Annotated in this window: 16 protein-coding genes; all 16 read right to left on the bottom strand. The window is 68.3% G+C overall.

Annotation, left to right across the window (positions count from 1 at the left end; translation table 11 throughout):
* Window positions 1-18: 18 nt before the first annotated feature.
* Complete coding sequence (gene atpA, locus ACZ418_RS39540) at window positions 19-1611, bottom strand: F0F1 ATP synthase subunit alpha (protein WP_388620888.1); 1593 nt, start codon at window positions 1609-1611, stop codon at window positions 19-21.
* 132 nt (window positions 1612-1743) lie between these two features.
* Window positions 1744-2559, bottom strand: a complete 816-nt coding sequence (locus ACZ418_RS39535) for a F0F1 ATP synthase subunit delta (protein WP_468372821.1) — start codon at window positions 2557-2559, stop codon at window positions 1744-1746.
* The gene (locus tag ACZ418_RS39530) at window positions 2556-3107 is read right to left on the bottom strand and encodes a F0F1 ATP synthase subunit B (protein ID WP_468372819.1); all 552 of its coding nucleotides are present in this window, start codon (window positions 3105-3107) and stop codon (window positions 2556-2558) included. Before ACZ418_RS39530 ends, ACZ418_RS39535 begins: the two co-directional genes overlap by 4 nt.
* 38 nt (window positions 3108-3145) lie before the next feature.
* Complete coding sequence (locus ACZ418_RS39525) at window positions 3146-3385, bottom strand: ATP synthase subunit c family protein (protein WP_053670587.1); 240 nt, start codon at window positions 3383-3385, stop codon at window positions 3146-3148.
* 69 nt (window positions 3386-3454) lie between these two features.
* Window positions 3455-4225, bottom strand: coding sequence for a F0F1 ATP synthase subunit A (gene atpB, locus ACZ418_RS39520; protein WP_468372976.1), 771 nt, complete (start codon window positions 4223-4225; stop codon window positions 3455-3457).
* Window positions 4226-4498: 273 nt separating this feature from the next.
* Window positions 4499-4936 carry a hypothetical protein gene (locus ACZ418_RS39515; RefSeq protein ID WP_468372817.1) on the bottom strand — a complete coding sequence of 146 codons (438 nt, stop codon included), beginning with the start codon at window positions 4934-4936 and terminating at the stop codon, window positions 4499-4501.
* A 301-nt stretch (window positions 4937-5237) separates the two neighbouring features.
* A complete protein-coding gene (locus ACZ418_RS39510) occupies window positions 5238-6557 on the bottom strand; it encodes an MraY family glycosyltransferase (RefSeq protein WP_468372815.1) in 1320 nt (439 codons plus the stop codon).
* A gap of 267 nt (window positions 6558-6824) precedes the next feature.
* Window positions 6825-7787, bottom strand: a complete 963-nt coding sequence (locus tag ACZ418_RS39505; RefSeq protein ID WP_468372813.1) for a hypothetical protein — start codon at window positions 7785-7787, stop codon at window positions 6825-6827.
* A gap of 97 nt (window positions 7788-7884) precedes the next feature.
* Window positions 7885-8277 (bottom strand): peptidase inhibitor family I36 protein, encoded by a 393-nt coding sequence (locus tag ACZ418_RS39500; protein ID WP_468372811.1) that lies wholly within the window; start codon window positions 8275-8277, stop codon window positions 7885-7887.
* A 184-nt stretch (window positions 8278-8461) separates the two neighbouring features.
* On the bottom strand, window positions 8462-9700 hold the full coding sequence (locus tag ACZ418_RS39495) for a serine hydroxymethyltransferase (RefSeq protein WP_468372809.1): 1239 nt from the start codon (window positions 9698-9700) through the stop codon (window positions 8462-8464).
* Window positions 9701-9790: 90 nt separating this feature from the next.
* Complete coding sequence (locus ACZ418_RS39490; RefSeq protein ID WP_468372807.1) at window positions 9791-10468, bottom strand: arsenate reductase/protein-tyrosine-phosphatase family protein; 678 nt, start codon at window positions 10466-10468, stop codon at window positions 9791-9793.
* Window positions 10465-11112: an L-threonylcarbamoyladenylate synthase gene (locus ACZ418_RS39485; RefSeq protein ID WP_468372805.1), complete on the bottom strand. Its 648-nt coding sequence runs from the start codon at window positions 11110-11112 to the stop codon at window positions 10465-10467. The genes ACZ418_RS39490 and ACZ418_RS39485 overlap by 4 nt, the downstream gene beginning before the upstream one ends.
* 61 nt (window positions 11113-11173) lie before the next feature.
* Window positions 11174-12019: a peptide chain release factor N(5)-glutamine methyltransferase gene (gene prmC / locus ACZ418_RS39480; protein WP_351799915.1), complete on the bottom strand. Its 846-nt coding sequence runs from the start codon at window positions 12017-12019 to the stop codon at window positions 11174-11176.
* Between the two features lie 31 nt (window positions 12020-12050).
* On the bottom strand, window positions 12051-13118 hold the full coding sequence (gene prfA, locus ACZ418_RS39475; protein WP_468372802.1) for a peptide chain release factor 1: 1068 nt from the start codon (window positions 13116-13118) through the stop codon (window positions 12051-12053).
* Window positions 13119-13223: 105 nt separating this feature from the next.
* Window positions 13224-13445 (bottom strand): 50S ribosomal protein L31, encoded by a 222-nt coding sequence (gene rpmE / locus ACZ418_RS39470; protein WP_030740744.1) that lies wholly within the window; start codon window positions 13443-13445, stop codon window positions 13224-13226.
* Window positions 13446-13668: 223 nt separating this feature from the next.
* The gene (locus ACZ418_RS39465; RefSeq protein WP_468372799.1) at window positions 13669-14784 is read right to left on the bottom strand and encodes an LCP family protein; all 1116 of its coding nucleotides are present in this window, start codon (window positions 14782-14784) and stop codon (window positions 13669-13671) included.
* Window positions 14785-14875 lie beyond the last annotated feature (91 nt).

Raw genomic sequence — 14875 nt, 5'->3', positions numbered from 1 at the left:
TCAGGTCCCTTCCTTACGTCACTTGGCGGCAGCGGCAGGGACGTCCTCGCCGAGCAGCTTGCCGTCCGAGGTCTCGAACTGCTTCTTGAACTCGGCCACCGCGTCGTCGATCGCCTGGATCGTGTCGTCGGACATCTTGGCGCCCTCCTTGATGGAGGTCATCAGGCCCTGGTGCTTCCGGTGCAGGAAGTCGATCAGTTCCTTCTCGAAGCGGCGGATGTCGGCGACCGGCACGTCGTCCATACGGCCGTTGGTACCGGCCCAGACGGAGACGACCTGGTCCTCGGTGGCCATCGGCTGGTACTGGTCCTGCTTCAGCAGCTCGACCATGCGCGAACCGCGCTCCAGCTGGGCCTTCGAGGCCGCGTCCAGGTCGGAACCGAAGGCGGCGAACGCCTCCAGCTCACGGAACTGGGCGAGGTCCACACGGAGACGGCCGGAGACCTGGCGCATCGCCTTGTGCTGCGCGGAACCACCGACTCGGGAGACGGAGATACCGACGTTCAGCGCGGGACGCTGACCGGCGTTGAACAGGTCCGACTCCAGGAAGCACTGGCCGTCGGTGATGGAGATGACGTTGGTCGGGATGAACGCCGAGACGTCGTTGGCCTTGGTCTCGACGATCGGCAGACCGGTCATCGAACCGGCACCCATGTCGTCGGAGAGCTTGGCGCAGCGCTCCAGCAGCCGGGAGTGCAGGTAGAAGACGTCACCCGGGTAGGCCTCACGGCCCGGCGGGCGGCGCAGCAGCAGGGACACGGCGCGGTAGGCGTCGGCCTGCTTCGAGAGGTCGTCGAAGATGATCAGGACGTGCTTGCCCTGGTACATCCAGTGCTGACCGATGGCCGAACCGGTGTACGGCGCCAGGTACTTGAAGCCGGCCGGGTCGGACGCCGGGGCGGCGACGATGGTCGTGTACTCCAGGGCGCCGTTCTCCTCCAGCGCGCGGCGCACGCCGGCGATGGTGGAGCCCTTCTGGCCGATGGCGACGTAGATGCAGCGGACCTGCTTCTTGGGGTCGCCGGTGCGCCAGTTGTCGCGCTGGTTGATGATCGTGTCGACGGCCAGGGCGGTCTTGCCGGTCTGGCGGTCACCGATGATCAGCTGACGCTGACCGCGGCCGATCGGGGTCATCGCGTCGACGGCCTTGTAGCCCGTCTCCATCGGCTCGTGCACCGACTTGCGCTGCATGACCGTGGGGGCCTGCAGCTCAAGGGCACGGCGGCTGTCGGTCTCGATCTCGCCGAGGCCGTCGATCGGGTTGCCGAGCGGGTCGACGACACGGCCGAGGTAGCCCTCGCCGACCGCGACGGAGAGGACCTCACCGGTGCGGGTGACCGGCTGACCCTCCTCGATGCCGCTGAACTCACCGAGGACGATGGCACCGATCTCGCGCTCCTCGAGGTTGAGGGCGAGGCCGAGGGTGCCGTCCTCGAACTTCAGCAGTTCGTTGGCCATGGCCGAGGGAAGACCCTCGATCTTCGCGATGCCGTCGCCGGCAAGGGTGACCGTACCGACCTCCTCGCGCGAGGCCGCGTCCGGCTTGTACGACTGGACAAAGTTCTCCAGCGCGTCCCGGATCTCCTCCGGCCGGATCGTGAGCTCCGCCATCTGGGTTCCCTGCTCTCCTTGTTGGGCCCGAAGTTTCACTTGGGGGGTCTGGGGGCGACCCCCAGGAATCCTCTGCACGGCCCAACCAGGGCCGTAAGTACGTACTGCTTTTCTCGAAATATCGAGTTGCTGCTAGCTCGCCATGCGGCGGGCGGCGTCATCCAGCCGGTCCGCGAGGGAGCCGTTGATGACCTCGTCACCGACCTGCACCCGGATACCGCCGATGACCTCGGGGTCCACGTCCAGGTTGAGGTGCATCCGACGACCGTAGAGCTTGGCGAGGGCGGCGCCGAGGCGCTGCTTCTGGCCGTCGCTCAGCGGCACCGCCGAGGTGACGACGGCGACCATGCGGTCCCGGCGCTCGGCGGCCAGCTTGGACAGGGACTCCAGTCCCGCTTCCAGGCTACGTCCACGCGGCGCGGTCACAAGGCGCACCACCAGACGCTCGGTGACCGGCTTGGCCCGTCCGCCGAGCAGCCGGTGCAGCAGCTCCGTCTTGGCCGCCGTGCCGGCGGCGCGGTCGGTCAGCGCGGCGCGCAGCTCGGTGCTGGAGGAGACGATCCGGCCGAACCGGAACAGCTCGTCCTCGACGTCGTCGAGGGTGCCCGTCTTCTCCGCGGCGGTGAGGTCGGCGATGCTCGCCAGCTCCTCCAGCGCGTCCACCAGGTCGCGGGGCTGCGACCAGCGGGAGCGCGCCATCCCGGCCACCAGGTCGGCGGCGGACCCGCTGACCTGGCCACCGATCAGACGCTGGACCAGCTGCGCCTTGGCCTCTGCGGGCTGCGCCGGGTCGGTGAGGACCCGGCGCAGGCCGGCCTCGCGGTCGAGCAGCGCGGTGACGGCCGCCAGCTCGTCGGCGAGCGAAGCGGCGTCCACGGACGTGGAGTCCGTCAGCGCGTCGAGACGCTCACCTGCGGCTGCCAGGGCCTCGCGGCTCGCTCCGTTCATCGCGTGGCCTCGGCCTTCTCCTCGAGCTCGTCGAGGAAGCGGTCGATCACACGGCTCTGGCGGGCGTGGTCCTCGAGGGACTCGCCGACGAGCTTGCCGGCCAGTTCGGTGGCGAGCCTGCCGACGTCCTGACGCAGAGTCTGGGCAGCGGCCTTGCGGTCGGCCTCGATCTGGGTGTGACCCGCGGCGACGATCTCCTCGCGCTGCCGCTGGCCCTCGGCCCGCATCTCGGCGATGAGCGCGGCACCCTGCTCCTGCGCCTCCTGGCGCAGGCGCGCGGCCTCGTGCCGGGCTTCGGCGAGCTGAGCCTTGTACTGCTCAAGGACGCTCTGGGCCTCGACCTTCATGGCGTCGGCCTCTTCGATACCGCCTTCGATCGCCGCGCGGCGCTCCTCCAGAACCTTGTTGATGTTCGGAAGCAGCTTCTTCCAGAAGAAGAAGAACACGATGGCGAAGGCGATGGTGCCGACGAGCAGCTCGGGACCGGCGGGGACGAGCGGGTTCTGCTTCGTCTCCTCGGCCGCCAGCTGTGCCAGGTTGGCGATCACATCAGTGCCTTTCGTCGAAACGTGTCGGTGAGGAAGTCTTACTTCGTACCGAACACGAACGGCATAACGATGCCGATGAGGGCGAGCGCCTCACAGAAGGCGAAACCGAGGATCTGGTTGGCGCGGATCAGACCCGCGGCCTCGGGCTGGCGGGCGAGCGCCTGGGTGCCGTTACCGAAGATGATGCCGACGCCGATGCCGGGGCCGATGGCGGAGAGGCCGTAACCGACAGAACCGATGGAACCGGAGACAGCGGCGAGGGTCTCAGTGGCAGCCATGCTGAATCTTCCTTCTCTTTACGGACCGGTGGGGGTTGGCCACCGGACGACCGGGGGGTGTGGTGGGGCTCAGTGGTGCTCGGCGAGAGCGCCCTGAATGTAGGAGCAGGCCAGCAGTACGAAGACGTACGCCTGGACGGCCTGGACGAAAAGCTCGAAGCAGATCATGGCCATCGTCATCACGAAGGAGACACCGGCGGCCGGGATCATCCAGCTGTTCAGCAGGTACCAGGAGGCGACGGTGAACATCACCAGCATCAGGTGACCGGCGAACATGTTGGCGAAGAGTCGCACCGAGTGCGTGAACGGGCGGACGAACAGGTTCGAGAAGAACTCGATGACCATGACGAGCGGGAGCACCGCGCCGAGCGTCTTGTCGTAGCCCGTGACGTTCTTGAAGAAGCCGACGAAGCCGTGGCGCTTGAACGTCAGCCCGACCCACAGGATCCAGACGATCGCGGCGAGGACCATCGGGAAGGCGATGACCGAGGAGACCGGGAACTGGGCCAGCGGGATCACGGACCAGATGTTCATGATCCAGACGAAGAAGAAGAGGGAGACCATGAACGGCACCCACTTCTCGCCCTCGCGCTTGCCCAGGGTCTCGTACACGATCCCGCGGCGCACGAAGTCGTAGCCGGCCTCGCCGATCATCTGCAGCTTGCCGGGGACGACCTTGGCGTGGCCGAAGGCCGCCCAGAAGAAGGCGACCACGAGCACGGAGGTGATGAGCGCGAGCAGCATCACCTTGTTGAACTCGAAGCCCCCGACCGTGGCCATCGGCTTGAAGAGGAAGGACTGCAGGCCCGGGGCCGGGAAGCCACACCCGTTGTCGGACATGATCCGACAACTCCAGTCAAAGGCGAGCTGGGTCTGGTCAGCACTCACCGCGGGCTCCTTCGGCGTGACGCATGGGTACGGCAACCTCGTTGTGTCGGCGCGGCGCGCGGCCGCGGATCGGCACCGGACTGGTGTTACGGATGTGGGGGCGGCTGGGGGGCATCGAGCCTCGCGATCGAGCAGGCGTCAGCTCAGATGCCCGCGCCCGCGATGCCGCAGTTGGCACCGGACGATAGCAGGAGATCTCACAGGCCTTTATCCCGCCCCTACCCCTCACGACGACGGCCCTGTCTTCTCGGGCTTGTCACTCTTCGCGGAGTCGGGGTCGATATAGAAGATCTTGGCCTTCAGGTGCGCGCGGGCCTGCGCGGCCATCCACGCGACGGTCGTGACCACGATCCCCACGGCGAACGCCTTGCCGTTGAAGAGGGAGGTGCCTTTGAAGACGGCGACGAAGATGAAGAGGAGCAGCAACTGGGCCATGTAGAGCATGAGGCCCATCGCCTGGAACAGCTGCGGGAGCGTTTTTGCCGTCCACTGCAGCACGTAGAGGCCGAGTCCCATGAACAGGATGGCCAGCACCGTACCGACAGCCGCACCGAGCGCACCCTTGCCCCCCGCGACCGCGGCGCTCACGGCGACGGCGATCGCGCCTGCAGCCGCTGCGGGCACAGCGATCTGCAGTAGGTTCCGGGCGTCATTGGACGGCATGGCGGCAACTCCGCTTTCACAGGGGGCAGGGTGTCGTCATGGACGAGCGTAGTCCCGGGCTGAGTGATCGAGACCTCACACCAAGGGACCGCCGTACTGCGGTCCTTCGGTTCTATCCGGGTTCTCGTGAACCGTATCACAAACTATTTGATGAGGTCTTTACCTGGTAGGTGTGCGCACTGTCACACATGAGACTGACAGTGCGCGTCTGTGCAAAAACCAGGCCCGGTTGTCTGGTATTGGGGGCCTTTGCACCCCCACGCGTTGGCAATGCTCTAGTCAGATTCTTACCTTGGATGGGTCAGCCCCGGTCAAGGAAACGCGAACGAGCGCCGATCGCGGTCGCTCCGTTGACGCCCGAGACGCCGGCGGCGACGGGGGCTCGCTCCGTGGCCTCGTGCGGCTCCAGCGGCTCGTCTGCCTCGCCTGCCACAGCGGCCTCGGCAGCACGGCGGAGCAGCCGGTAGCGGGGCGGCACGAAGCGCTGAGCCCACACCGGCACCCGCGGCGTGAAGCGCGGGAGCAGCAGCAGGACCAGACCGACCGCGCTGAGGAAGACCACGCCGAGCACGATCCACATCGAGGCCGAGTTGACCGAGTAGGCCAGCGCGCCGAACGCGATCAGCGCCGACCAGAAGTACATGATCAGCACCGCGCGGCTGTGCGAGTGGCCGATCTGGAGCAGGCGGTGGTGCAGATGGCCGCGGTCGGCCGCGAACGGCGACTGACCGCGCCAGGTGCGCCGGACGATCGCGAGGACCAGGTCCGCCGCCGGCACCGCGATGATCGTCAGCGGCATCAACAGCGGGATGTAGACCGGCACCATCTGGTGCACCGAGTTCCGCTCGGAGCCGGAGAACAGCTTCATCACGTCCGGGTCCAGCTGGCCGGTGACCGAGATGGCGCCGGCGGCCAGCACCAGGCCGATCAGCATCGAGCCCGAATCTCCCATGAAGATCCGCGCCGGATGCATGTTGTGCGGCAGGAACCCCAGACACATGCCGATCAGGATGGCCGCGAACAGGGTCGCAGGAGCGGCGGCCTCGATGTTGTAGCCGAACCAGATCCGGTAGGCATACATGAAGAACGCGGTCGCTGCGATGCACACCATGCCCGCGGCGAGCCCGTCGAGACCGTCGACGAAGTTCACCGCGTTGATGGTGATCACGACCAAGGCCACCGTCAGCAGGGTGCCCTGCCACTGGGTCAGCGCCACCGTGCCCACGCCGGGGATCGGCAGCCACAGGATCGTCAGACCCTGCATGACCATGACGCCCGCGGCGATCATTTGCCCGCCGAGCTTGATCAGGGCGTCGATCTCGAACTTGTCGTCCAGGACGCCGATCAGCCAGATCAGCGCCGCGCCCGAGAGCAGCGCCCGCGGCTCGTTGGACTTCTCGAACACCCAGCTGAGATTCGCTAGGTGGTCCGCAACCAGCAGACCCGCGCACAGGCCGAAGAACATGGCGATACCGCCGAGGCGCGGAGTTGGTTCCCGGTGCACGTCACGCGCCCGGATCTCCGGCATCGCCCCGGCCACGATCGCGAACTTCCGTACCGGCCCTGTCAGCAGATACGTCACCGCGGCCGTGATGCAGAGCGTCAGCAGGTATTCACGCACGGGCTTCCCCACGAGTCTCGCTGGCCATCACAGCCCCACACCCTAGCGGCGGACGTATATGGATGGGGACATCCGGGTAGCAAGGATGGTTGCACGTGTGGCTGTGTACGACGGCGCACAACAGGCTGTACGGGTCTGACGCCTACCCCCTTTCAGCCGGGATACGGCGCAAATCCGCCGGCTCGGACCAGCACACCCCGATCGTCGGCGGGCGAGGCGGCGGTGCTGACGCGCCCGGGCGGAGCCGGGGCGGGTCCGCTACTTCGCTTACTTCGCCGGTTTTCCGGTGACCAGTGCATCCGCATAGCGAAGACGGTCCCGGCTCTGCTGCCGGTACGTGGAGAGGACTGCGACGTTGGCAGCGATGGCGCGCTTCTGATAGGCCGACTCCACGGAGAACCAGACACCCACCAGATTGACCTTCGCCTTGCACTGCACGTCCAGTACGGCCGCCTTCACCGCGGCATCACTGGACGGATCCTTCTCCACGCCGAGTTCCTTCATCGGGTTCACGGGGTCCTTGACGGTGTAGCCGCCATCGCGCATGCACGCCGACCACTTCGTGACGACGGCGGTGACGCGGGGGTCCTTGCGGGACTTCAGATAGGCGTCGCGTTCCAGCAGCTGGGCGAACGTGACGTCGATCATTCCCTTTTTCGGAGCGTAGAGCTTCAGATACGACTCCCTGGCGCACCCTCCCGCGGGGACACCATGGCCCCGCTTCGCCTCCGCCTCCGCCTCGGTCCTGGGCAGGGAGTCGGGGTTGACATTCGGATCGCCGTTCAGCACGGCGAGCATCGCCGGCGAGGGTTCGCGGCCGCCGCCATGACCGGCGGGCGGAGTCTCCGGGTCCGCATATCCGTACCGTTTCGCCTGCCTGGCGTCGGAGAGGCCGTAGCGGCGCGCGGTGTCCGACGCGTCACCCGACGATGCGGTGCCCTGCTCGTCGTAGGCGAACCCGAACCGCCGCATGCACTGCCGCGTCAGGATCTGTTGTGCCTGTGTCAGCTTTCTGATCTCGTCCGCCGTCGGGACGAAGGCCTGCAGAGGGTACTTCAGGTCGGCGGACCGGACCACCTCGGGTGCGGTGCCGACGTCGGGGAGCTTCGACGATCCGGAGCCCTCCCTCGAGTCAGAGGAGCTGGAGCAGCCGCTCAGCAACAGAGCAGCGGCCACGGCCAGACATCCGGCGGACTTCGTTCCCAGCGCCCTCAGGTTCGCAAGAGCCATGACTTCTCCATTGACAAAACGAATGGCCGCCCGCACCTGTGAAACAGTGAGGCGGCCACTCGTCACTCGTTTCGCGGCAGTCAGCCCGAGGGGCCGATCAGTCGAAGTCGTACGCGGACGAGATGGAGTTCTGGAAGTTCGTCGACGCGTCGCCCTTGAACCCTGCGGGAATCCAGCCGTGGATGCCGCCACGGAAGGAGTCGGTGTAGACGTGCCAGGTCTTGGAGGAGCGGTTCCAGTACGACATGGTGTTGTCGTTCGGGGAGATGTTGGTGTTGCGGGTGTAGTCCATCGGAGCGAAGTTCGGGATGTTCATCTCCGGGTCGAAGACGTATCCGCCCTCCTGCTTGAGGTAGAAGAGGCAGATGTCCCCGGATTCGCAGTACCCGTTACCGCTGGTTGCGGCGCTCGCATTGCCCGAGAAGAGCCCAACGGCTCCGAGTGCCATCGCCGCGACCAGCACCGACCGAATTCCACGCTTGAATTGCATTTCCTGCCTCTCTCACCCACATAATCGGGCCTTTTCGGCCACACAAGAGAACGCAGGGGCATGACGTCTTTACCCCCGTTTTGTGCAATCAGCAGCTTGTCATGACCATCACCGGCCCACAAGGGACACAGAAGCTTCACCTTGTGATTTGGATCACCGGAGGCACGGCTGTGCCGATGCCCTGTCAGCCCGGATACGGCGGAAAGCCGGCGGTGAGGGTACGCACCTCGTCCCGGGCGGTGGCCGGATCGGTCTCGCCGCGCAGCACGGCCGCCATCAGCGCGGCGATCCGCACCATCTCCGGCTCTCCCATGCCCTGCGTGGTCACCGCCGCCGTGCCCAGGCGCAGGCCGCGGCCGTCGCCGTGCGGCAGCGCGCAGCAGTCCAGGACGATCCCGGCGGCGGCGAGCCGGCCGCGCGCGCTGCGGCCGTCCACCCCGAGCGGGGCCGGGTCGGCGGTGATCAGATGGGTGTCCGTGCCGCCGGTGCTGACGGTGAGGCCCTCGGCAGCCAGATGACCGGCGAGCACCCGTGCGTTGGCGACCACCTGGTGGGCGTACACGGCGAAGGCCGGTGTCGCCGCCTCGCCGAACGCGACGGCCTTCGCGGCGATCGTGTGCATCTGCGCGCCGCCCTGGGTGAACGGGAACACCGCCCGGTCGACGCGCTCGGCCAGCTCGCTCCCGCACAGGATCATCCCGCCGCGCGGACCGCGCAGCACCTTGTGGGTGGTCGCGCACACGATGTCGGCGTACGGCACCGGGTTCGGCGCCGCGCCGCCGGCGACCAGCCCGATCGGGTGCGCGGCGTCGGCGATCAGATAGGCCCCGACCTCGTCGGCGACCTCACGGAAGAAGGCGTAGTCGATGTGCCGGGGATAGGCGATCGAGCCGCACACGATCGCCTTGGGGCGGTGGCCCAGGGCCAGATGGCGCACCTGGTCGTGGTCGATGAGCCCGGTCTCCGCGTCCACCCCGTAGCCGACGAAGTCGAACCAGCGGCCGGAGAAGTTCGCGGGTGAGCCGTGGGTGAGATGGCCGCCGTAGTGGAGACCGAGGGCGAGGACGGTGTCGCCGGGGCGCAGCAGGGCGGCGTAGGCGGCCAGGACGGCCGAAGAGCCGGAGTGGGACTGGACGTTGGCGTGTTCGGCGCCGAACAGCTCCTTGGCCCGGTCGATGGCGGCGCGTTCGGCCAGGTCCACGATCTCGCAGCCGCCGTGGTGCCGGGCGCCGGGATAGCCCTCGGCGTACTTGTTGGCGAGCGCGGAACCGAGGGCGGCGAGCACGGCCGGCGAGCAGAAGTTCTCGGCGGCGATCAGCTGCAGGGTGGTGGACTGCCGGTCCAGTTCCGCGAGCAGGATCTCGGCCATCGCCGGGTCCTGCCGCCGCAGGACGTCGGTCTCGAGGGTATGGGTGACCGACATGGCGGGCTCCCGGGCGGTCGACGGTGACGTGTTCCCAATGTAGGCCGGGGATGTGCGGTATGCCTGGTATTGCAGCTCTTTACGGAGCGCTCACGTCCGCGCCGCCACCCCGGTCAGCGCCGTCACCACCGGGTCCAGCGCCTGGTGTATCTCGTCCCCGATCGACCGGAAGAACGTCAGGGGCGCCCCGTACGGGTCGTGGACCTCGTCCGCCTCCGCCGTGGGCGCCAGCAGCCACCCGCGTAGAGCCGCCGCCGCACGCACCAGGGCCCGGGCGCGCATGACCACGCCGTCGTCCAGGGGCGGCAGGGTGGCCGGATCTATCGCCCGCACCAGCCGGGTGAACTCCTTCAGGGTGAAGGTGCGCAGTCCCGCCGAATGGCCCATGGAGATGACCTGCGCGCGGTGGTCGCGGGTGGCGGTGAGCACCAGGTCGGCCCTGATGACGTGCTCGTCCAGCAGCTCCCGGCCGAAGAAGCCGGAGGCGTCCGCGCCGAACTCGGCCAGCACGGTCTCCGCGTTGGCCTCCATCGGCGCGCCCTCGTGGCCCCAGGTGCCCGCGCTCTCCACGATCAGCCCGCCGCCGAGCACGCCGAGCCGCTCCGCGACGAAATGCCGGGTCAGCCGCTCGGTGATGGGTGAGCGGCACACATTGCCGGTGCTGACGTGGAGGATGCGGAAGGTGTCGCGCGGAAAGCCGAACGTCGTCGTCTGCTCCGCGACACGCTCCCCGACGCCTATGCCACGCCCCGCTTCAGGGGCCGTCAATTCGCCACCTCGAGGTCGGGTACGACCTTGCGCAGCTCCTCCGGGGAGAGCGCGCCCTCGCGCAGCAGCACCGGCACCCGGCCGCTGACGTCCACGATGGAGGACGGCACAATACCGGGGGTGGGGCCGCCGTCGAGGTAGACGGAGACGGAGTCGCCGAGCATCTCCTGCGCGGCGTCGCAGTTCTCCGGCGCCGGGTGGCCGGTGAGATTGGCGGAGGACACGGCCATGGGGCCGACCTCGGTGAGCAGCTCGATGGCGACGGGGTGCAGGGGCATGCGGACGGCCACCGTGCCGCGGGTGTCGCCGAGGTCCCACTGCAGGGACGGCTGGTGCTTGGCGACGAGCGTCAGGGCGCCCGGCCAGAACGCGTCGACCAGCTCCCAGGCCAGCTCGGAGAAGTCCGTGACGAGGCCGTGCAGGGTGTTCGGGGAGCCGATGAGGACAGGGGTGGGCATATTGCGGCTCCGGCCCTTGGCGGCGAGCAGGTCGGCGACCGCCTCCGAGGAGAACGCGTCGGCGCCGATGCCGTACACCGTGTCGGTCGGGAGCACCACCAGCTCGCCCCGGCGGACCGCGGACGCGGCTTCACGCAGACCCGTCACGCGGTCGGTCGCGTCGTTGGTGTCGTATCGCCGTGCCATGTCTAGCGGGCCTCCTCGTACACGTACTGCGGGACTTCGAAAAGAACTGTCGTCGGGGTGCTCACGGCAGCGCCTTGCGGGCGGTCGCGAACCGGGGGCGCTTGTTGAGGTCGGGGTGGTCGGCCGCGTCGGCCCAGCCGCGCTCCTCGGTGAAGATCCACGGCACCTGGCCGCCCTGGGTGTCGGCGTGCTCGATCACGACGACCCCGCCGGGGCGCAGCAGACGGTGTGCGGTGCGTTCGATGCCCCGGATCAGGTCGAGGCCGTCCTCGCCGGAGAAGAGGGCCATCTCGGGGTCGTAGTCGCGGGCCTCGGGCGCCACGTACTCCCACTCCGTGAGCGGGATGTACGGCGGGTTGGAGATCACCAGGTCGACCTGCCCGTCGAGGTCGGGGAAGGCCGTCAGGGCGTCGCCCTGGCGCAGATCCACCCTGGACCCCGCGACGTTCTTCCGCGTCCACACCAGGGCGTCCTCGGACAGCTCCACGGCGTGCACGCGCGAGCGCGGCACCTCCTGGGCGAGGGCGAGCGCGATGGCGCCGGAGCCGGTGCACAGGTCGACGATGCACGGCTCGACGACGTCCATGGCGCGCACGGCGTCTATGGCCCAGCCCACCACGGACTCGGTCTCGGGCCGGGGCACGAAGACGCCCGGCCCGACCTGGAGCTCCAGGTAGCGGAAGTAGGCCCGCCCGGTGATGTGCTGGAGCGGCTCGCGCTGTTCACGCCGGGCGATGACCTCCCAGTACCGGGCGTCGAAGTCCGAGTCCTTCACGGAGTGCAGTGCACCGCGCTTCACGCCGTGCACGAAGGCGGCGAGCTCCTCCGCGTCCGTGCGCGGCGAGGGCACGCCGGCGTCGGCCAGCCGCTGGGTGGCCTGGGCCACCTCGGCGAGCAGCAGGTTCACGCGAGTCCTCCGTGTCGTGCTCGTACGTGTCTTACGCGGCTGCCAGCTTCGCCGCCGAGTCGGCGTCGACGCAGGCCTGGATGACCGCGTCGAGGTCGCCGTCCAGGACCTGGTCCAGGTTGTACGCCTTGAAGCCGACGCGGTGGTCGGAGATGCGGTTCTCCGGGAAGTTGTAGGTGCGGATCTTCTCGGAGCGGTCCACCGTGCGGACCTGGCTGCGGCGGGCGTCGGCGGCCTCCCGCTCGGCCTCCTCCTGCGCCATGGCGAGCAGCCTGGAGCGCAGGATACGCAGCGCCTGCTCCTTGTTCTGCAGCTGGCTCTTCTCGTTCTGGCAGGAGGCCACGACCCCGGTCGGGAGGTGCGTGATGCGCACCGCGGAGTCGGTGGTGTTGACCGACTGGCCGCCCGGGCCGGAGGACCGGTAGACGTCGATCCGGAGGTCGTTGGGGTTGATCTCCACGTCGACCTCCTCGGCCTCCGGGGTCACGAGGACACCGGCGGCGGAGGTGTGGATACGGCCCTGCGACTCGGTCGCCGGCACGCGCTGCACGCGGTGCACACCGCCCTCGTACTTCAGCCGGGCCCACACGCCCTGGCCGGGTTCGAGCTGGCCGCGGGCCTTCACCGCGACCTGGACGTCCTTGTAGCCGCCCAGCTCGGACTCGGTGGCGTCGATGATCTCGGTCTTCCAGCCGACGCGCTCGGCGTAGCGCAGATACATGCGCAGCAGGTCGCCGGCGAAGAGGGCCGACTCGTCGCCGCCCGCGCCCGCCTTGATCTCCAGAATGACGTCCTTGTCGTCACTCGGGTCGCGTGGGATCAGCAGGAAGCGGAGCTTCTCGGTGAGCTCCTCGCGCTGCTTCTCCAGGTCCTTGACCTCGGCCGCGAAGTCGGGGTCGTCGGCCGCGAACTCACGCGCGGTCTCCATGTCGTCGCCGGTCTGCTTCCAGGAGCGGTACGTGGCGACGATCGGGGTCAGCTCGGCGTAGCGCTTGTTCAGCTTGCGCGCGTTCGCCTGGTCGGCGTGGACCGACGGGTCGGCGAGCTTCTTCTCCAGATCGGCGTGCTCGGCGACGAGTTCGTCGACGGCCTCGAACATCTTGGGCTCCTGTACTGCGGTGAAGGGAAGGGCGGGCGACCAAAAACGCCGGTCCCGGGCACACCCCCACGAGGGCGTGACCGTGGACCGGCGAAATGGGGCTCGCTACTTCTTGGAGCCGGCGGCCTTGCCGAAGCGGGCCTCGAAGCGGGCCACACGGCCACCGGTGTCGAGGATCTTCTGCTTGCCCGTGTAGAACGGGTGGCACTCGGAGCAGACCTCGGCCCGGATGGTGCCGGACTCGATGGTGCTGCGGGTGGTGAACGACGCGCCACAGGTGCAGCTGACCTGCGTCTCGACGTACGCGGGGTGAATGTCGCGCTTCAAGGTGTCTCCTAGGTTTCGGGAGGGCGCCGGGTCGCCGCCGCGGGGTGCGGGAGCGTGAACCGGAGCCGACGTACCAGTCTGCCAGGACTGGGGCCCTCTCCCAAAACCGGGGGTGCGGTTGTTGTATTCCTGGGGCTGAGTGGGTTGTCGCCTACGGGGGTGCCGTGGTTTCGCCGTGGGCGGGTGCGGGCGTGGTGGGTACTCGCGCAGTTCCCCGCGCCCCTTACGGGGCGCTCACCACGCCGTTGCCTTCGCCTGTGGCCGTACCCGTCGTGGCCGACTTCGGAATGGGCCGGTCGTTCTTCAGGGCGTCCCACACCAGCTGGGCCTTCTGTTTCTCCATGAGCACACGGTTGGGGTTCGACGGGTCGTACTGGACCGGCATGGTGATCATGGTCATGTGCCGGGAGCTGATGCCCTTGAGGCTGTCGGCGAAGTCGATCAGGGAGTTGACCGAGCCCAGGTCGGAGTCGGTGGTGACCGTCTTGGTGGCGGTGTCGGCGAGGTCGTAGAGCTTCTTCGGGTTGCTGAAGACGCCGACGTGCTTGACCTGGTCGAGCAGGGCCTTGACGAAGGCCTGCTGGAGCTGGATGCGGCCCAGGTCGGAGCCGTCGCCCACGCCGTGCCGGGTGCGGACCAGGCCGAGGGCCTGCTGTCCGTCGAGGGTGTGGGTGCCGGCCCGGAGGTTCAGATGGCTCTGCGGGTCGTCGATGCTCCTCGTCGTGGTGACCGGGACGCCGCCGAGGTCGTCGATGAGCTTCTGGAAGCCCGCGAAGTCGACCTCCAGATAGTGGTCCATGCGGATGCCGGTGAGGGACTCGACGGTCTTCACCGCGCAGGCCGCGCCGCCGGTGGAGTAGGCCTCGTTGAACATCACGCCGCTCGCGGCCGGATGCGTGGTGCCCTTGGTGTCGGTGCAGGCCGGGCGGTCGATCAGGGTGTCCCGGGGGACGGAGACGACACTGGCCTTCTTGTGACCCTCGTAGACGTGCACGATCATCGCCGTGTCGGAACGGGCGCTGCCGTCGTCGGTGCCGCCGCCGAGCTTCCTGTTGGAGCCGGAGCGGCTGTCCGAGCCGAGGACCAGGATGTTCTCGGAGCCGTTGTCGATCTTCGTGGGCCGGTCGGTGCCGAGTGCCTGGTCGATGTCCACGCTTCGGATGTTGCCGTTGAGCTTGAAGTACAGGTAGCCGGCGCCCGCCCCGCCCAGCACGACCACACCGGCGGCCGTCCAGGCCGCGACGCGCAGGGCCTTCCGGCTCCTGCTGCGGGCCCTGCGGCGGGGGCCGGTCTCGCCCGGCTCGGGTATGACGGGCTCCGGCGTGCTCTCGGCGGACACATGGCTCCTAGGTCTCGTCGGTCGGTTACCCCCTGCTTTCAGGGTCAGGCGCGGTCGATACCGCTCCATCGTCGCTCCGTAAAGGCAGACG

This window comes from Streptomyces sp. NPDC030820 (assembly GCF_055572075.1).
The sequence above is the reverse complement of the archived record's forward strand: the minus strand, read 5'-3'. Positions and strand labels throughout refer to the sequence as shown.